The 17,627-nt window shown below is 33.4% G+C and carries 16 protein-coding genes and 1 tRNA gene; 8 read left to right on the top strand and 9 right to left on the bottom strand.

Translation table 11 applies throughout. The annotated features are described in order from the left end of the window. The 3 genes from ccoN to AAEO58_RS07030 form a co-directional block, all read right to left on the bottom strand. Nucleotides 1–2,172, bottom strand: coding sequence for a cytochrome-c oxidase, cbb3-type subunit I (gene ccoN / locus AAEO58_RS07040; protein WP_341682803.1), 2,172 nt, complete (start codon nucleotides 2,170–2,172; stop codon nucleotides 1–3). Nucleotides 2,173–2,176: 4 nt separating this feature from the next. Then, a complete protein-coding gene (ccoS, locus tag AAEO58_RS07035; RefSeq protein WP_133607125.1) occupies nucleotides 2,177–2,371 on the bottom strand; it encodes a cbb3-type cytochrome oxidase assembly protein CcoS in 195 nt (64 codons plus the stop codon). An 82-nt stretch (nucleotides 2,372–2,453) separates the two neighbouring features. Beyond that, the gene (locus AAEO58_RS07030) at nucleotides 2,454–4,829 is read right to left on the bottom strand and encodes a heavy metal translocating P-type ATPase (RefSeq protein WP_341682802.1); all 2,376 of its coding nucleotides are present in this window, start codon (nucleotides 4,827–4,829) and stop codon (nucleotides 2,454–2,456) included. A gap of 109 nt (nucleotides 4,830–4,938) precedes the next feature. Between AAEO58_RS07030 and AAEO58_RS07025 the strand changes: the two genes are divergently transcribed. Both AAEO58_RS07025 and AAEO58_RS07020 read left to right on the top strand, forming a co-directional pair. Next, a complete protein-coding gene (locus AAEO58_RS07025) occupies nucleotides 4,939–5,616 on the top strand; it encodes a Crp/Fnr family transcriptional regulator (protein WP_341682801.1) in 678 nt (225 codons plus the stop codon). 189 nt (nucleotides 5,617–5,805) lie between these two features. Then, complete coding sequence (locus AAEO58_RS07020; protein WP_341682800.1) at nucleotides 5,806–6,090, top strand: hypothetical protein; 285 nt, start codon at nucleotides 5,806–5,808, stop codon at nucleotides 6,088–6,090. A 45-nt stretch (nucleotides 6,091–6,135) separates the two neighbouring features. Here the strand turns inward: AAEO58_RS07020 and AAEO58_RS07015 are convergent, their stop codons facing one another. After that, a complete protein-coding gene (locus AAEO58_RS07015) occupies nucleotides 6,136–6,444 on the bottom strand; it encodes a rhodanese-like domain-containing protein (RefSeq protein WP_133607137.1) in 309 nt (102 codons plus the stop codon). 127 nt (nucleotides 6,445–6,571) lie between these two features. Here AAEO58_RS07015 and AAEO58_RS07010 point away from each other — a divergent pair, with 127 nt between their 5' ends. The 3 genes from AAEO58_RS07010 to AAEO58_RS07000 are packed head-to-tail and all read left to right on the top strand — an operon-like array spanning nucleotide 6,572 to nucleotide 8,272. Further along, the gene (locus AAEO58_RS07010; RefSeq protein WP_133607139.1) at nucleotides 6,572–7,024 is read left to right on the top strand and encodes a MarR family winged helix-turn-helix transcriptional regulator; all 453 of its coding nucleotides are present in this window, start codon (nucleotides 6,572–6,574) and stop codon (nucleotides 7,022–7,024) included. Between the two features lie 16 nt (nucleotides 7,025–7,040). Further along, nucleotides 7,041–7,673 (top strand): NAD(P)H-dependent oxidoreductase, encoded by a 633-nt coding sequence (locus AAEO58_RS07005; RefSeq protein WP_341682799.1) that lies wholly within the window; start codon nucleotides 7,041–7,043, stop codon nucleotides 7,671–7,673. A 32-nt stretch (nucleotides 7,674–7,705) separates the two neighbouring features. Beyond that, nucleotides 7,706–8,272 (top strand): YceI family protein, encoded by a 567-nt coding sequence (locus tag AAEO58_RS07000; protein ID WP_341682798.1) that lies wholly within the window; start codon nucleotides 7,706–7,708, stop codon nucleotides 8,270–8,272. 70 nt (nucleotides 8,273–8,342) lie between these two features. Here the strand turns inward: AAEO58_RS07000 and AAEO58_RS06995 are convergent, their stop codons facing one another. The 5 genes from AAEO58_RS06995 to AAEO58_RS06975 all read right to left on the bottom strand — a co-directional run bounded on the left by AAEO58_RS06995 (nucleotide 8,343) and on the right by AAEO58_RS06975 (nucleotide 11,472). After that, entirely contained in the window at nucleotides 8,343–8,882 is a 540-nt protein-coding gene (locus AAEO58_RS06995) for a hypothetical protein (RefSeq protein WP_341682797.1), read from the bottom strand. Nucleotides 8,883–8,994: 112 nt separating this feature from the next. Continuing rightward, a tRNA-His gene (locus AAEO58_RS06990) sits at nucleotides 8,995–9,070 on the bottom strand. 74 nt (nucleotides 9,071–9,144) lie between these two features. Then, entirely contained in the window at nucleotides 9,145–9,861 is a 717-nt protein-coding gene (bshB1, locus tag AAEO58_RS06985; RefSeq protein ID WP_133607147.1) for a bacillithiol biosynthesis deacetylase BshB1, read from the bottom strand. Between the two features lie 157 nt (nucleotides 9,862–10,018). Beyond that, entirely contained in the window at nucleotides 10,019–11,047 is a 1,029-nt protein-coding gene (locus AAEO58_RS06980) for a chorismate-binding protein (protein ID WP_341682796.1), read from the bottom strand. Further along, a complete protein-coding gene (locus AAEO58_RS06975; protein ID WP_133607151.1) occupies nucleotides 11,047–11,472 on the bottom strand; it encodes a PaaI family thioesterase in 426 nt (141 codons plus the stop codon). The genes AAEO58_RS06980 and AAEO58_RS06975 overlap by 1 nt, the downstream gene beginning before the upstream one ends. Before the next feature lie 134 nt (nucleotides 11,473–11,606). On the opposite strand from AAEO58_RS06975, the gene AAEO58_RS06970 reads away from it, so the two are divergent. From AAEO58_RS06970 to purL, 3 genes are all read left to right on the top strand, one after another. After that, nucleotides 11,607–13,178 (top strand): hypothetical protein, encoded by a 1,572-nt coding sequence (locus AAEO58_RS06970; RefSeq protein ID WP_341682795.1) that lies wholly within the window; start codon nucleotides 11,607–11,609, stop codon nucleotides 13,176–13,178. A gap of 19 nt (nucleotides 13,179–13,197) precedes the next feature. Then, nucleotides 13,198–13,830 (top strand): DUF1579 domain-containing protein, encoded by a 633-nt coding sequence (locus AAEO58_RS06965; protein ID WP_341682794.1) that lies wholly within the window; start codon nucleotides 13,198–13,200, stop codon nucleotides 13,828–13,830. 130 nt (nucleotides 13,831–13,960) lie between these two features. Beyond that, the gene (gene purL, locus AAEO58_RS06960; RefSeq protein WP_423972055.1) at nucleotides 13,961–17,626 is read left to right on the top strand and encodes a phosphoribosylformylglycinamidine synthase; all 3,666 of its coding nucleotides are present in this window, start codon (nucleotides 13,961–13,963) and stop codon (nucleotides 17,624–17,626) included. Nucleotide 17,627 lies beyond the last annotated feature (1 nt).

The following is a 17,627-nucleotide window of genomic DNA, read 5'->3' as shown; positions in this document are numbered from 1 at the left end:
TTATTTTTTAACTTGAGTGTCTGTTCCTAATCTTTGTAAATAAGCAATAAGCGCTACAATCTCTCTATCTTTTAATGGAGATGCTGTTTGAGCTCCAAATGATTTCTTAATATCAGGATTTGCTAATAAATTAGTTTCAATTTTAGTAGCTTGTTCATCCATGTGTTTAAGTGCATTGTTAATTTCGGCTTCTGTATAAGGAACGCCTAACGTAACCATAGCTCTCATTTTATCTTGAGTTGACGATTTGTCTAATTCATCTTTAATTAACCATTGGTATCTTGGCATAATTGATTTCTCATTTAAACCTTGAGGATCGTACATGTGGTTAAAATGCCATACATCATCTCTACCTCCATTGAATGGTTTTCCTTTAACACCTTCACGAGCTAAATCTGGTCCAGTACGTTTAGAACCCCATAAGAATGGATGGTCGTAAACGAATTCTCCTGCTTTAGAATAATCTCCATAACGTTCCACTTCTGAACGGAACGGACGAACCATTTGAGAGTGACATCCCACACAACCTTCACGGATATATAAATCTCTACCTTCTAATTCAAGTGGTGTATATGGTTTAACTGCTGCTATTGTTGGAATATTTGATTTTACTAAAATCGTTGGTAAAATTTGGATTAAACCTCCAATTAAAATAGCAACTGTAGTCAATAACATAAATTGAACTGGTTTTCTTTCTAACCAAGAGTGTAATTTTTCACCTTTTAAACGGTTTGGAGAAATTACAGCTAAAGCTGGTGCTTCTACTAATTCGTTTTCTACTGGAGAACCTTGTCTAACTGTTCTAATAATGTTGTACACTAATACGATAACTCCTGTAAGATATAATGTTCCTCCAATAGCACGCATCCAATACATTGGCATTAATTCGGTAACTGTTTCAAGAAAGTTTCCGTATTGTAAAGCACCACCGTCTGGTTTAAATTGTTTCCACATAGAAGCTTGTAAAAAACCAGCAACATACATTGGAAGCGAATATAAAATAATACCTAAAGTACCAATCCAGAAATGGAAATTCGCTAATTTCTCAGAGAATAATTTCGTTTTTGTCATTCTTGGGATTAACCAATAGATCATACCAAATGATAAGAAACCATTCCAAGCTAAAGCTCCAACGTGTACGTGAGCAATAATCCAATCCGTAAAGTGAGCAATAGCGTTAACGTTTTTTAATGATAACATTGGACCTTCAAAAGTTGCCATACCATAACCTGTAATAGCTACTACAAAGAATTTCAATACTGCATCTGTACGTACTTTATCCCAAACACCTCTTAAGGTTAATAATCCATTAATCATACCTCCCCAAGATGGAGCAATCAACATTACAGAGAAAACAACTCCTAAGTTTTGAGCCCAATCTGGTAAAGCAGTGTATAATAAGTGGTGAGGTCCAGCCCAAATATAAATGAAGATTAACGACCAAAAGTGAATAATTGATAATCTATAAGAGTATACTGGACGATTTGCTACTTTAGGTACAAAGTAATACATCATACCTAAGAAAGGCGTAGTTAAGAAAAATGCTACCGCATTGTGACCATACCACCATTGTACTAAAGCATCTTGAACACCAGCATAAACCGAATACGATTTCATTGCTGAAACTGGTAATTCTAAACTGTTAAAAATATGTAGTACTGCAACCGTTACAAACGTTGCGATGTAAAACCAAATAGCTACATAAATATGACGTTCTCTTCTTTTAATAATGGTTCCAATCATGTTGATACCAAAAACTACCCAAATAAGAGCAATTGCAATATCAATTGGCCATTCTAATTCGGCATACTCTTTTGATGTAGTGAAACCTAATGGTAAAGAAATTGCTGCAGCAACAATAATTAACTGCCATCCCCAAAAGTGTATTTTACTTAAAAGGTCGCTAAACATTCTTGCCTTTAACAAACGCTGCATTGAGTAATAAACTCCTGCAAACATTGCGTTACCAACGAAGGCAAAAATGACCGCATTGGTGTGTAAAGGTCTTAAGCGTCCAAAACTTAAAAACGAAACGCCGCTTGTTAAGTTTGGAAACAAAAATAGGAAAGCTAAAATAAGCCCTACTAACATCCCCACTACTCCGAAAACGATACTAGCGTAGATGAAATTCCTTACAATTTTGTTGTCGTAATAAAATTGTTGCTTCTCCATAAAATTAGATTGATTTTTGTTTTTCTGTTTGTATTATTTTGTTAGGATTCTCTTTTACAATTTCATCGTCAAATAACATTCTGACTGATGGTGTGTAGTCATCATCATATTGGCCACTTTTAACTGCTTTTATAAAAGCAATCAAAAAAGCTATAGCAACTACTATACTAATCGTGATTAATAAATAAATGACACTCATACCTTAAATTGTGTTAACAAAGTTACTTGTACTCCTTTTTATAAAACATGACTTTTATCATGTATTAAAATTTTCTTAAATATTACTTCTTACTAGCGTACCAATTTGTCATAATTGTAACAAAACTTACAATAGTTATGGTGCTCAATGGCATAATGATAGCGGCTACAATTGGATCTAATTTTCCTGTAATCGCATAACTTAATCCTACTACATTATATAGTAAAGACAAACCAAAACTCATATAAATGGTCTTCATAGCGTTTTTAGAATAGCGCATATAAAAAGCAATCTTATCAAATTGTGATGCGTCTAAAATTCCATCGCAAGCTGGCGAGAACACATTAACGTTTTCTGAAATGGATAATCCCAAATTACTTTGCGCTAAAGCTCCAGCATCGTTTAAGCCATCACCGACCATCATTACGTTTTTACCTTCATTTTGTAATTGTTCGATGTATTGTAGTTTTTGCTCTGGTTTTTGATTGAAAACTAATGTTGTTTTAGCTGGCAACATTTTTTCTAATATGCTACGCTCACCATCATTATCACCAGATAAAACAACCAAATTGTAATGCTTCGCTAAATCATCAAACAATTGTTCTAATCCTTTTCTGTATTGGTTATTGAACACGTAACTTCCTTTATAAACTCCATTGATTTCAACATGCACTTTCGTTTTCTTGTGCGTGTTTTCAGTCATGGTTTTTAGGAATTGTGAGGAACCTAATTTCACTGTATTGCCATTGATTTCCGCAAAAATTCCTTTTCCGATGATTTCTTCAAAACTTGAAGTTTCTAATTTTTCATGATTCGGAATAAACTCGTACAATCTTCTACTCAAAGGATGATTCGAACCACGTAAAACATTCTTCAATAATTTTAATTCGGAGGCATTTAATTCGGTTCCTTCGTAAGTAATGGCTGTTTTTTTATTGGTTGTAATCGTTCCTGTTTTATCGAAAACAATCGTATCTACTTTGGCTAATTGTTCTACAACCAAAGCGTTTTTCAAGTATAATTTTCGATTACCCAATATTCGCAACACATTTCCCAATGTAAACGGAGCCGTTAATGCCAACGCACATGGACAAGCCACAATCAAAATCGCAGTGAAAACATTAAAAGCGGTTTGAACATCTATAAAAACCCAACAAATAAAGGAAACAACTGACAAAGCCAGTAAAGCCGGCGTAAAATAACGACTAATTCTATCCGTAATGTTTTTGTGCTGTTGTTCTACTCGTTTTTGGAAGACATCGTTGCTCCATAATTGCGTCAAGTAACTGTTTGAAACTGAAAATAAAACTTCCATTTCAATAACTTTTCCCATTTGTTTTCCTCCTGCGAAGACTTTATCGCCTGATTTTTTCTCAATCGGAACGGCTTCACCCGTTACGAAACTGTAATCTATTGAAGCTTTATCGGAAATTAAAATTCCATCTACCGGAATTAACTCTTGATTTCGAATCAATAATCTATCACCTTTTTCAATATCATAGACTTGAACTGATTCTTCTTCTCCGTTTGGCAATATTTTCGTGATGGCAATTGGAAAATACGATTTATAATCGCGCTCGAAAGAAAGGAAATCGTATGTTTTCTTTTGGAATAACTTTCCTAATAACATGAAGAATATCAATCCCGCCATACTATCGAAAAAACCTTGACCGTAGTCGAAAATAATATCTACTGTACTTCTTACGAACATGACTACAATTCCTAAAGCAATTGGAATATCAATATTCAATAAGCCTGATTTCATGCTTTTCCAAGCAGAAACATAATAACCAGAAGCCGAATAAATAAACGTAGGAAGCGATAATCCGAAAATCAACCAACGGAAAAATCCGCGATATTGATCAATCCAATATTCTTCTACTTCAAAGTATTCGGGAAACGAAAGCAGCATGATATTTCCAAAACAGAAAAATGCTACTCCTATTTTATAGATTAAACTTCGATCGATTTTTTTCTTGCCTTCATCAAAATTTTCTAAACTGATGTAGGGTTCATAACCAATTGAACTCAATAAGTAAACGATATCTTTTAAAGAAGTTTGTTCTGGATTAAACGTAACTCGGACTTTCTTTTCGCCAAAGTTAACTTGAGAAGCGTTTATTCCTGGTTGAAGTCTTTGTAGATTTTCCAGAATCCAAATACACGAACTACAGTGTATATGAGGAATGTAGAGTGAAACAATATGTGTTGTACGCTCTTGGAATTCCAATAGTTTTGAAACAATTTCTTCATTGTCTAAAAAGTCATATTTGCCCTGAATGTCTTGTGGAGTGGCGCCGGGTGCTGCCTGAAAATCGTAATAACACGTTAAATCGTTCTGACTGAAAATTTCGTACACGGTTTTACAACCATTGCAACAAAACTTCTTTTCGTCAAATACAATCTCGTCTTTTTTTATGATTTCATTACCACAATGGAAACAATTTTCTGTGTCCATATATTTGCTCATTTTACCTAAGCACAAATTTCTTACTTCGTAGCAAAACAAAATATGATAATTGTCATACTTTGTTTATATTTGTATCAAACTCTAAACATTCCTTAAAATGAGTAAATGCGAACAATGTATTGTGAGGCAATTTAGTTCATTAAAAGCCTTAAATAAAGAAGAATTGCTGCGCATGGCCGATTGCAAAACATCTTATACCATAAAAAAAGGTGAACCTATTTTTGAAGAAGGTGAAGTAACCAATGGTATTTATTGTATAAAAGACGGAATTTGTAAATTATCTAAGTTAAGTGATAACGGAAAAGACCAAATTGTAAAACTAGTAAAACCAGGCGAATTGTTAGGACAACGCTCTATGATTAGCGACGAACCTGCGAATTTAAGTGCCGTGGCGCTTGAAGACATGGAAGTTTGTTTTATTCCAAGAAGTGAAGTCATGCAGTTTTTTAATCAAAATAATCAGTTTTCGATGAATGTGATGCGTACCATTTGCGACGATTTAAAAGGAGCCGATGATCACATGGTGAATATGGCGCAAAAAACCGTTCGCCAACGTTTAGGTGAAACTTTGATTTACTTAGAGGAAACCTTTGGCAAAAACGAAGATGGCTCATTACACATTCAACTATCCAGAGAAGAATTAGCAGGAATGATTGGCACCGCAACCGAAAGTTGTATTCGATTGTTATCTGAATTAAATAAATCAGGTTATATTGAGTTAACGGGTAAGAAGATTACGCTGTTAGATAAAAATAAATTAAAACGATTAACATAAGAGAATCCGCTGAAAAGCGGATTTTTTGTTGGGTGAAATTGTAAGATTTTTTTATTTTTACAAAACTATATAATAAAAAATTAAAGACTTCAAAACTCTTTTTTTTAATTAACAAAAATGACCAAAAATATTAAACCTCCCAAAAAAACTCTCAAAGAGAAAATATGTGTTTTTCTAGTTATAATTGGAATGTCTAGTGTTATATATTTTATTGCAACTAGTTTAAGAAATCAGGAATTAGAAATTATTGAATTTATAAAAAGTGATTATCAAACTACTCGTGGAATAGTTACAAAAAAATCAGTTCATAAAGGTCTACATATTAGAGTAAAATATAAAGTTAATGGGAGAATTTATGAAGACAGTGATGGATTTAATGAAAGTGATAATATCCAAGAAGGTGATAGCATTAACTTAAAATATTCAAAAACAAAACCAGAATTAATGATTACTGAATTTAACGAAGAATATTAATATAATTGTTTCCACAAAAAAATCCGCTCTTCAGCGGATTTCTTTTTATTCTGTTGGTCCTTCCCAATTAGAAAAACCACCTACTAAATTAAAGGTATTCTCAAAACCTAATTGTTCCATGGCGTTGCAAGCGTTGGCACTACGAACACCAGCCGCGCAATACACATAGTAATTTTTCGATTTATCCAACTCCTCTACTCTATAGATAAAACCTTGTCCTTTATATATATCAATATTAATCGCACCTGGAATAAAACCATCGTTAAATTCATCTTCGGTACGAACATCTACTATTACACCATTTGCATCTTGCAAAAACTGGCTCCACCAAGTATTTTGATCTAAGTTTGTCATCTTTATTTTTTTTTCAAAAGTACTATCAAAAAATACAATTTTAAAACTTTAACAAAAATTTATAAAACATTTGTACATACAAATAAAATATTTACTACATTTGTACATACAAATTTTACAACATCAAATGAGAATAGAAGAAATCATAAAACCCAATACTCCAATGGCAATGGAAAAGAAAACATTACTTAACGTGATGTATACTCAAAATGTCATTTCGGAAAAGTTTAATGAGATATTAAAGCCATTTGACCTTTCCCCAGAACAATTTAATGTGTTACGCATTTTACGTGGTCAGAAAGGAAAGCCTGCTAACATGTGTATGATACAAGAACGCATGATTGCGAAAACCAGTAACACCACACGTTTAGTAGACAAATTGTTATTAAAAGAGTTAGTGCTTAGAGAAATTTGCCCCATCAATCGCCGTAAAATGGAAATTACCATTACCGAGAAAGGGTTGCAACTTTTACTACAATTGGATCCATCAGTAGAAGCTCATGAGCGCTCTTTTTCTAAAAATTTGACGGTTGAAGAATTAGAATTGTTAAACGAATTGCTAGAAAAATTTAGAAATTAAAAACCCAACATTTACTATGAGTCACTTTATAGAAAACCAAAAATGGCGTTACGCCACCAAAAAATTTGACGCTGCTAAAAAAATATCAGCTGCTGATTTAGAAACCTTAAAAGAAGCCATTCAATTAAGTACTTCTTCTTACGGATTACAGTTATACAGAGTATTCATCATCGAAAATCCAGAAGTTAGAGCCAAGTTACAACCGGTTTCTTGGGGACAATCGCAAATTGTTGACGCTTCTCACTTATTAGTATTTGCTAACATTGTAGATGTACAAGAAAATCACATTGATGAATATGTTCAAAACATTGCAACTACAAGAGGATTATCAGTTGACGATTTAAAAGGATATTCAGACTTTATGAAATCTAAAATTGTTCCTTTACCAGTAGACCAAAAAGCAGTTTGGACATCAAAACAAACGTATTTAGCATTAGCTAACTTAATGAATGCAGCTGCTGAATTAAAAATTGATGTTACACCAATGGAAGGTTTTGAACCAGAAAAATACAATGAAATTTTAGGTTTCAATGCATTAGGATTAAACGCTTCATTAGTAGCAGCTGTTGGATATCGTCATGAAGAAGATGCAACACAACACTATGCAAAAGTGAGAAAACCAAAACAAGAATTATTTACCACTATTTAATTATAACCATTAACATTAAAACAATTTTAAACATGAAAAATTTCAAATCAATCGCTTTAGTTCTTGTAGCATTAGTAACTTTTACAGCTACAGCACAAAAATCAAGTAAAGTAGATGCTTTAAAAAGTACTATCAACTGGGTTGGTAAAAAAGTAACAGGTGCTCACGAAGGTACAATCACTTTAAAAGAAGGTGCTTTAATTTTCAAAGGAAAAAAATTAGTAGGTGGAAACTTTACAGTTGACATGACTACAATTAATACAACTGATTTATCAGGAAAAGGAAAAACAAACTTAGATGGTCACTTAAAATCAGATGATTTCTTTGGTGTTGAAAAATTCCCAACAGCAACTTTAGTTATCAAATCTCTTGGTGAAAAAGGAAACGGTGTTTACGCTGTAACTGCTGATTTAACTATCAAAGGAAAAACTGAATCTATTAAATTTGACTTAACTGTAGGAAAAAATACAGCTGAAACTTCTTTAAAAATCGATAGAACAAAATACGGAATCCAATACGGATCTGGAAGCTTCTTTGATAACTTAGGAGACAAAACAATCAGTGACGAATTCGAATTAAAAGTAAAATTAGTATTCTAATTGAACTGGGAAACTTTGCTATGAAAAACAAAAAGCCTTGAAGAAATTCAGGGCTTTTTTGTGTTTATGTCTAGTCAAGGAATTTCACATTAAACATACCTGTTTTATATACTACTTTTAAAGTATCTCCATTTTTTAATTCATAAAGAGAAGGATGTTTTTTTACAATTCTTAATGAATCAATTTTATCCAATTGATCGGGAGAAGTTATAAACTCTTCTCTATTTTCATAAATATGAAATATTTTGTTGGTATTATCACTCACAACATGGTAAGTTTTTATTTGGCTTTCTAAATTGAATTTTGAATTTAAAAACAAAAGAAAATTATCTGTTATACTTTTGAATAAAAATCCAAATAACGCAGCCATAAGTAGAATAGAAAATACATAAACCTTATTAATAATCTTTTTTCTGAATCCATAAACAAGAAAAAAGACAATAACAACAAAAGGTATTAGAAGTGAAAATTTCAACGAACTATCTTTAAAATTACGAATATCATTATCAAAATATATTTCCCTTATATAGGGTCTCAATAAAAATATATCTGTACATAAGATTGCAATAAAGACTGAATAAGCAAATATTCTATATTTTGAAATTTTCATTTTAGCATTTATATTCCTTCAAAAATAATAAATCGTTTTAAATAAAAATACTGTAAACCGTAAAAAGAAAATAAAAAAAGCCCTGAATTACTTCAGGGCTTTCCAATGTTAAGGGTGAAAGACGGGTCTCGAACCCGCGACCTTCGGAACCACAATCCGACGCTCTAACCAACTGAGCTACAATCACCATTTGTTTTGCGAGTGCAAATATAGGGGTTTACTTCTATCTTGCAAAGATTTTTTTTACTTTTTTACGACTATTTTATTTCAAATCGCCTAAGCTATTGACTGCCAAATATCTTTCGGTTGTAAAACCTTCTGCATATTCTACTCCAACGAGTCTTCCAAGGTCTTGAGCACGATATTTTACACTATCTAAAAAGTTTTTTGAAGTAATTGGTGAAACCGGTTCTTTTGAATTTGGATCATAAAATTGCGAACCATAAGCCAACACCGATTCCATTTTTTTACCGATAAATTCCGAAATATCTACCACAAAATCAGGTTCGATGTTTTGCCATTGAATGTAATGATACACCACTTTTGGTCGCCACGCTTCTTGCGCTTCTCCATTCAATTCCGTTTTAATTTGTCGCAAACCTGATAAAAAACAAGCATCACTAACTAATTTACTTCCTTTTCCATGGTCGATGTGTCTGTCAGTAATCGCATTGCATAACACGATTTCAGGTTGGTATTTGCGAATCATTTCAATTACTTTTATTTGATGTGCTTCATCATTTACAAAAAAACCATCGCGCATATCCAAATTTCTACGTACCGTTACCCCTAAAATTTCAGAAGCCTTAGCTGATTCCTCATTACGAATAGCCACAGAACCACGCGTACCAAGTTCGCCACGAGTTAAATCGATAATCCCGACTTTCTTTCCAAGGCTAACTTCTTTGGCAATCGTGCCACTACAACCTAATTCTACATCGTCTGGATGCGCTCCAAAAGCTAATATGTCTAATTTCATTTTTAAACTTTTTATATTTTTAAACACATAGAATCATAGATTTTCTTTGTGTCTATTTTTTAGTCGTTTTACTTAACATAGTTTACATAGAAATACTATGCGAACTATTTAAAATACAATGCCTTTTAAATTTTCTATGTGCCTATGTGTTTCAATTTCATTTTGAAACTAAAACATTCCGCATCGTCATCGATTTATTCTCGGTTTCAATGAATTCTTTTTCAGGATTACTGTCTTTTGTAATACCGCAACCTACGTAAATGTTCACAACATCATTTTCCACTTCTAAACAGCGTAAATTTACAAATAAATCGGTTTGATTGTCTTTATTGTATTCGCCTAAAAATCCAGCATAATATTTTCGTTTGTAACCTTCATTTTTTATAATAAAATCAATCGCATTTTCTTTGGGTAAACCACAAACTGCTGGCGTAGGATGTAACGTTTTTATTAAATCATTCGCCTGAAAATCAGTAGTTAATACTCCTGAAATAAACGATTTTAAATGTGCTAAATTTCCAGCTTTAATTGTTTTAGCATCAGTAACCATAAGTTGAGTTACTTTATCTTTTACTTTAGCAACAATGTAATCGGTCACAAATTGCTGTTCTTCTATTTCTTTGGTTGCCCAAATTACATTTTCTGAATACAATTGCGTTCCTGCCAAAGCCACTGTTTCAAAGTGATTTTGATTGATTTTTACCAATTGCTCCGGCGTTGCTCCCATCCATAAACCAATATTTGGATGAAAAAACAAATAACGAAAAGCCGTTGGATAAGATGAAATCAAGTTTTGAAACGTTTCTACAATTGAGATTTGTTCCTTCAAAATGATTTTACGAGACAAAACTACTTTATCGAATTCGCCTTGCTTAATAGCCGAAACTCCTTTGGCAACTAAATTTTCAAAAGTTTCTTTTTGATTCGTTTCTGAAATAAAATTTTCAGATGATTTTTGCTCTAATTTTTCAAGATTTCCTTGCGAAAACGAATTGCCTTCAAACGGAATTACTACTTGTTTTCCTTCATGAAAAGGCATAAAAACAAATCCGGCTTGATTTGAAAATTCAATAATTTCATCTGTTTGTTGCACGAGTAAATTCCAAACCGTTTCATTTGGTTTTACATAACACACAAATGGTTTTTGTTGTGATAAAAAAGCTTGTATTTCTTCGAAAACTTGCATTATTGTCTTCTTGAAAGTACCATATTGGTCAATTTACAAAGTGAAATCAATTTTCCTTCTTCATCCACAATTCTAATTTCCCATAAATGAATACTTGCCCCTTTATGAATGATTTTTGCTGTTGCCGTAACCATCCCTTCGCGCTTACTTTTCAAATGGTTTGCCGAAATTTCTATACCTCGAACTTCTTGCTTTTCTGGATTTACAAACATTAATGAAGCGGCACTTCCAACACTTTCTGCTAAAGCAACTGTAGCTCCACCATGCAATAATCCCATAGGTTGATGTACTCTTGGATTAACAGGCATTGTAGCGGTTAGGAAATCTTCACCTGCATCGGTGTAGACAATATCTAAGGTATTCATTAAAGTATTTTTGCTCCAATCGTTACACAATTGCAACATTTTTTCTCTATCAAACATCATAACTTTATTTTTGGTAAAATTAAGCATTCCGAAGAGAATAATTCAACTGATTTAACGTTTTAGTAAGTAATTTAAGCACATTTAGTTTTTATAGATTTAAAATTAATAATTACATTTACCAAAATTAACTCTACATGCGTCGTTTATTACTTTTATTACTGATAGGATTTGCCGTTTCATTAACTTCATGCCGAAACGATTTTGAATTTGAATCAAGAACTGGTGGTTTGGAATTTTCTAAAGACACGGTTTATTTAGATACTGTTTTTACTGACATTGGTTCAAGTACTTATACATTAAAAGTATACAATCGAAGTGATAAAAATATTTCAATTCCATCACTTAGATTAAAAGAAGGAACAGCATCAAAATACCGTTTAATGGTAGATGGAATAGCAGGTCAAGTATTTGAAAATGTAGAAATCTTAGCAAAAGATAGTATGTACATTTTTGTTTCTGTTACAGCAGAAGTTGCCGATGCAAATCCTACCGATTTTTTATATACCGATAAAATTTTATTTGGTGAAGAATCAAATCCAAATCACCAAAAAGTGGAATTGGTTACTCTAATTCAAGATGCTTATTTTATTTATCCTGGAAGAGTTCAAAATCCAGATGAATCCTATACTTATGATGAACTAAACTTAGGAGTTGATGGTGACGGAAATCCTATTACGATTCGTGGTCGCTTTTTGGAAGAAACGAATCCAATCAATGGAAACGAATTACATTGGACCAATACCAAACCTTATGTAATTTATGGTTATGCAGCTGTTCCTTCAAACAAAACACTTGTTGTAGATGCTGGAGCAAGAATTCACTTCCATGCAGAATCAGGATTAATTGTTGCTAATAATGCTTCGATTCATGTGAATGGAACAAATTCAACAACAGCAGCCTTAGAAAACGAAGTCATTTTTGAAGGTGATCGTTTAGAACCCGATTTTGCAGAAGTTCCAGGTCAATGGGGAACTATTTGGTTTTCACAAGGAAGCACAAATAATCAAATTAAAAATTTAACTATTAAAAATGCAACTGTTGGAATGTTAGTTACCGGAAACGATGAAACTTCTACTCCGACTTTAGACATTGAAAATACTCAAATTTATAATTGTGCAAACGTTGGAATTTTAGCTCGTACCGGAAATATTGAAGGTCGAAATGTAGTCATCAATAATTGTGGGCAAGCATCTTTTGCAGGAAGTTTTGGTGGAAGTTATGAATTTACACATTGTACATTTGCAAATTATTGGCCAAGTCCTACACAAACAACCGTTTTGTTAGACGACTATATTCAAACTGAAACTGGAGATCTAATCGAACCTTTAGTTAAAGCAAATTTTAAAAATTGTATTATCTATGGTTCATCAAACTTGAGTTTATCTTTGAAAAAAAGAGGCACAATATTTAATTACAATTTTGATCATTGTTTAATCAAATTTGCTGATTTTAGTAATCAATTTACGAATAATCCGCTCTATGATTTTTCTAACGTTGCTTTGTTTGATACTTGCTTAATTGCTACCAATTCAACTGTTAATAATCCGGATTTTAAAGATGCTAGAAACAATGAATTAATTATTGGAGAAGATTCTGCAGCAAGAGGAAGTGCTGACAACACCTACTCTAGTTTTAATGATATTTTGAATAATCCAAGAACTAATCCATCCGATATAGGAGCTTACAATTGGACTACATTTGACTAACCAATTAAATTATACAATTATGAAAAATCTCTCTTTATCTCTTTTAATTATTGGTTTAACATTCGTTTCTTGTAAAAAAGAAGAGGCGAAACAACCAGCCGAAACAACAACCAAAGAAGAAGTTACAACAGAAACAAAACCCGATTCTGCCACAGTTGCAAAAGCTTGGGCGGATTATGCTACACCATCAAAGGCGCATGAAATGTTGGCTAAAGATAGTGGAACTTGGGATGCCGAATTAACATTCTGGTCACCCGATAATCCACAAGAAATGAAATCTACTGCGACTGTAACTTACAAAATGATTATGGGCGGTAAATACCAAGAAGGAACTTATTCTGGCGATATGTTTGGAATGCCATTTGAAGGAAAAGGAACGGTTGCTTTTGATAATGCAACGGAAGAATTTGTATCAACTTGGATTGACAATATGGGAACTGGAATGATGGTTACCCGTGGAAAATATGACGAATCAACAAAAACATCAACTTTTCACGGCGAAATGGTTGATCCAGTAACCAAAAAAGCTAAAAAAGTAAAAGAAGTTATCACCTTTATTGACGATAACAACCAAAAAATGGAAATGTTTGATGTTGCTGAAGACGGCAAAGAATTCAAGTCGATGCAAGTAGTTTCGAAACGTAAAATGTAGTTTTCAACAAATAAAATTAAAGCTGTTCAAAAAAGAACAGCTTTTTTTATTTTTATACACTCTTAAAACTTTGAACTTCTAACTTTTTAGAATAAATTTGCAACTTCAACAACACAAACAACTACATACAATGATTCATTTCTTCGGAAACCAATCCAACACGGTTTTTGCGGTTCAAACGCAAAACGAGATTTCATCAGAAGACATCAACAAATTAAATTGGCTTTTTGGCAACGCACATAAAATAGAAAAATCCGTATTGTCGGATTTTTTTGTTGGACCACGTGCCGCAATGGTTACGCCTTGGAGTACGAATGCGGTAGAAATTACTCAAAACATGGGAATTTCTGGCATCATTCGTATCGAGGAATTTGAAAAAGTAGCTGCCGATTTTAATGATTTTGATCCAATGCTTTCGCAAAAGTATTCGGAATTAAATCAAGAGATTTATACAATTAATATCCAACCAGAACCAATTTTGGATATTGAAGATATTGACGCTTACAACAAATCGGAAGGTTTGGCTTTGAGTCCAGAAGAAGTGGAATATCTAGATAATCTTTCAACTAAATTAGGAAGAAAGTTAACCGATTCTGAAATTTTTGCTTTCTCACAAGCCAATTCAGAACACTGTCGTCATAAAATTTTCAATGGAACGTTTGTGATTGATGGCGAAGAAAAGCCAACTTCTTTATTCAAATTAATTAAGAAAACATCGGAAACCAATCCAAACGATATAGTTTCGGCTTATAAAGATAACGTAGCTTTTGTAAAAGGTCCGAAAGTAACTCAATTTGCTCCAAAAAGCGCTGACAAACCTGATTTCTATCAAGAGAAGGAATTTGATTCAGTACTTTCCTTAAAAGCAGAAACTCACAATTTCCCAACAACAGTGGAGCCATTCAACGGAGCTGCAACTGGTTCTGGAGGAGAAATTCGTGACCGTTTAGCAGGAGGACAAGGTTCGTTGCCATTAGCAGGAACAGCAGTTTACATGACTTCTTATTCTCGTTTAGCAGAAGAGCGTCCATGGGAAAATGGAATGAACGAAAGACCTTGGTTGTACCAAACACCAATGGATATTTTAATTAAAGCCTCAAACGGAGCTTCAGATTTTGGAAATAAATTTGGGCAACCTTTAATTACAGGTTCAATTTTAACTTTCGAGCACGAAGAAAACAATCGTAAAATTGGTTACGATAAAGTAATCATGCAAGCAGGTGGAATTGGTTACGGAAAATTAGATCAAGCGATAAAAAAGAAACCACAAGAAGGCGACAAAATCGTTATTTTAGGAGGTGAAAATTATAGAATTGGAATGGGCGGTGCTGCGGTTTCGTCAGCAGATACAGGTGCTTTTGGTTCAGGAATTGAATTAAATGCCATCCAACGTTCGAATCCAGAAATGCAAAAACGTGCTGCCAACGCCATTCGTGGTTTGGTAGAAAGTGATAACAATCCAATTGTTTCTATTCATGATCATGGTGCGGGTGGACATTTGAATTGTCTTTCTGAATTAGTAGAAGAAACCGGAGGATTAATCGATTTAGATAAATTACCTGTTGGTGACCCTACTCTTTCTGCAAAAGAAATCATCGGAAACGAATCGCAAGAAAGAATGGGATTGGTAATTGGTGAAAAAGACATTGAAACCTTACAAAGAATTGCAGACAGAGAGCGTTCTCCAATGTATCAAGTGGGAGATGTAACTAATGACCATAGATTTACATTCGAATCAAAATCGACTGGTTTAAAACCAATGGATTATGCTTTGGAAGATTTCTTCGGAAGTTCGCCAAAAACCATTATGACGGATAAAACCGTTGCAACAAATTACTCAGATTTAGAATATTCAAAAGAAAATATAGGAAGCTACTTAAGTCAGGTTTTACAATTGGAAGCGGTGGCTTGTAAAGATTGGTTAACCAATAAAGTAGACCGTTGTGTTGGTGGTCGCGTTGCCAAACAACAATGTGTGGGTCCATTACAATTGCCTTTAAATAATGTTGGTGTAATGGCATTGGATTTCAAAGGAAAAGAAGGAATTGCAACTTCTATAGGGCACTCACCTATTGCGGCTTTGGTAAATCCAGTTTCTGGTTCACGCACAGCTATTGGTGAAGCGTTATCAAATTTAGTTTGGGCTCCTTTAAAAGAAGGAATGAAATCGGTTTCTTTATCTGCCAACTGGATGTGGGCTTGTAAAAATGAAGGAGAAGACGCTCGTTTATATGAAGCTGTAAAAGGTTGTTCGGATTTTGCTATAGAATTAGGAATCAATATTCCGACAGGAAAAGATTCGCTTTCGATGAAACAAAAATATCCAAATGATGAAGTAATTGCGCCTGGAACGGTTATTATTTCAGCTGCTGGAAATTGTTCGAACATTACAAAAGTAGTTGAACCTGTTTTACAAAGAAATGGCGGTAATATTTACTACATCAACTTATCGCAAGATTCGTTTAAATTAGGTGGAAGTTCATTTGCTCAGGTATTGAATAAAATTGGAAATGACGTTCCAACGATTCAAAACTCAGAATTCTTCAAAAAAGCGTTCAACGTTTTACAAGATTTAATCAAAGACAGAAAAATTAAAGCAGGACACGATATTGGAAGCGGTGGTTTAATCACTACGCTATTAGAAATGTGTTTTGCAGATGATAAATTAGGTGCGCTAATCGACTTGACTTCTTTAGGAGAAAAAGATACGGTTAAAGCCTTATTTAATGAAAATATCGGAGTTGTTTTCCAAGCAAATACTGAAGTGGAAGCAACTTTTGCCCAACATAATATTGAGATTTTCAAAATTGGTTCGGCTATCGATGGTGATGCGTTTACCGTTATTAATGGTGAAGATAGTTTAACATTTAGCATTTCAACTTTAAGAGATACTTGGTTTAAAACTTCTTTCCTTTTAGATTCAAAACAATCTAAAAACGGAATGGCACAGGAACGTTTTGACAATTATAAAAATCAAAAATTACAATTTACTTTCCCATCGCATTTTGATGGTAAATTACCTGTAATTGATGGGTCAAAACCAAGACCAAAAGCAGCAATCATTCGTGAAAAAGGAAGTAATTCAGAACGCGAAATGGCAAACGCTATGTTCTTAGCAGGTTTTGATGTAAAAGACGTTCACATGACCGATTTAATTTCGGGAAGAGAAACTTTAGAAGATATTCAATTCATTGGAGCTGTTGGAGGATTCTCTAATTCCGATGTTTTAGGTTCGGCTAAAGGTTGGGCTGGAGCGTTTTTATACAACGAAAAAGCAAATACGGCTTTGAAAAACTTCTACAAACGCGAAGACACACTTTCGGTTGGAATTTGTAATGGTTGTCAATTATTGATGGAATTAGAATTGATAAATCCAGAGCACGAAGTTCATGGAAAAATGCATCACAACACTTCGAACAAACATGAAAGTGGTTTTACTTCGGTAACGGTTCAAAAGAATAATTCAGTGATGTTATCTACTTTAGAAGGAACAACTTTAGGAGTTTGGATTTCACATGGAGAAGGAAAATTCAAGTTACCTTATTCAGAAGTGAAATATAACATTGTAGCTAAATATGGGTACGAAAGTTATCCGGCGAATCCAAATGGTTCTGATTTCAATACGGCTATGATGTGCGATGTTACAGGAAGACATTTGGTAATGATGCCACACATTGAGCGTTCAACTTTCCCTTGGAACTGGGCACATTATCCAGAAAGAGGCCAAAAAGACGAAGTTTCACCTTGGTTAGAAGCTTTTGTAAATGCTAGAAAATGGATAGAAAACAAAAAATAAT

Source organism: Flavobacterium helocola (assembly GCF_038289885.1).
GTDB classification, from domain to species: domain Bacteria; phylum Bacteroidota; class Bacteroidia; order Flavobacteriales; family Flavobacteriaceae; genus Flavobacterium; species Flavobacterium cheniae.
This window is presented reverse-complemented; position numbering and strand designations above follow the sequence as displayed.

Bases quoted from the DNA above. Each gene is read 5' to 3' on its own strand.
- purL (WP_423972055.1), top strand. From the start codon at position 13,961: ATGATTCATTTCTTCGGAAACCAATCCAACACGGTTTTTGCGGTTCAA.
- AAEO58_RS07010 (WP_133607139.1), top strand. From the start codon at position 6,572: ATGAGAATAGAAGAAATCATAAAACCCAATACTCCAATGGCAATGGAA.
- AAEO58_RS06995 (WP_341682797.1), bottom strand. From the start codon at position 8,882: ATGAAAATTTCAAAATATAGAATATTTGCTTATTCAGTCTTTATTGCA.
- ccoN (WP_341682803.1), bottom strand. From the start codon at position 2,172: ATGGAGAAGCAACAATTTTATTACGACAACAAAATTGTAAGGAATTTC.
- AAEO58_RS07005 (WP_341682799.1), top strand. From the start codon at position 7,041: ATGAGTCACTTTATAGAAAACCAAAAATGGCGTTACGCCACCAAAAAA.
- ccoS (WP_133607125.1), bottom strand. From the start codon at position 2,371: ATGAGTGTCATTTATTTATTAATCACGATTAGTATAGTAGTTGCTATA.
- AAEO58_RS07025 (WP_341682801.1), top strand. From the start codon at position 4,939: ATGAGTAAATGCGAACAATGTATTGTGAGGCAATTTAGTTCATTAAAA.
- AAEO58_RS06980 (WP_341682796.1), bottom strand. From the start codon at position 11,047: ATGCAAGTTTTCGAAGAAATACAAGCTTTTTTATCACAACAAAAACCA.
- AAEO58_RS07000 (WP_341682798.1), top strand. From the start codon at position 7,706: ATGAAAAATTTCAAATCAATCGCTTTAGTTCTTGTAGCATTAGTAACT.
- AAEO58_RS07015 (WP_133607137.1), bottom strand. From the start codon at position 6,444: ATGACAAACTTAGATCAAAATACTTGGTGGAGCCAGTTTTTGCAAGAT.
- AAEO58_RS06975 (WP_133607151.1), bottom strand. From the start codon at position 11,472: ATGATGTTTGATAGAGAAAAAATGTTGCAATTGTGTAACGATTGGAGC.
- AAEO58_RS06970 (WP_341682795.1), top strand. From the start codon at position 11,607: ATGCGTCGTTTATTACTTTTATTACTGATAGGATTTGCCGTTTCATTA.
- AAEO58_RS07030 (WP_341682802.1), bottom strand. From the start codon at position 4,829: ATGGACACAGAAAATTGTTTCCATTGTGGTAATGAAATCATAAAAAAA.
- AAEO58_RS07020 (WP_341682800.1), top strand. From the start codon at position 5,806: ATGTCTAGTGTTATATATTTTATTGCAACTAGTTTAAGAAATCAGGAA.
- AAEO58_RS06965 (WP_341682794.1), top strand. From the start codon at position 13,198: ATGAAAAATCTCTCTTTATCTCTTTTAATTATTGGTTTAACATTCGTT.
- bshB1 (WP_133607147.1), bottom strand. From the start codon at position 9,861: ATGAAATTAGACATATTAGCTTTTGGAGCGCATCCAGACGATGTAGAA.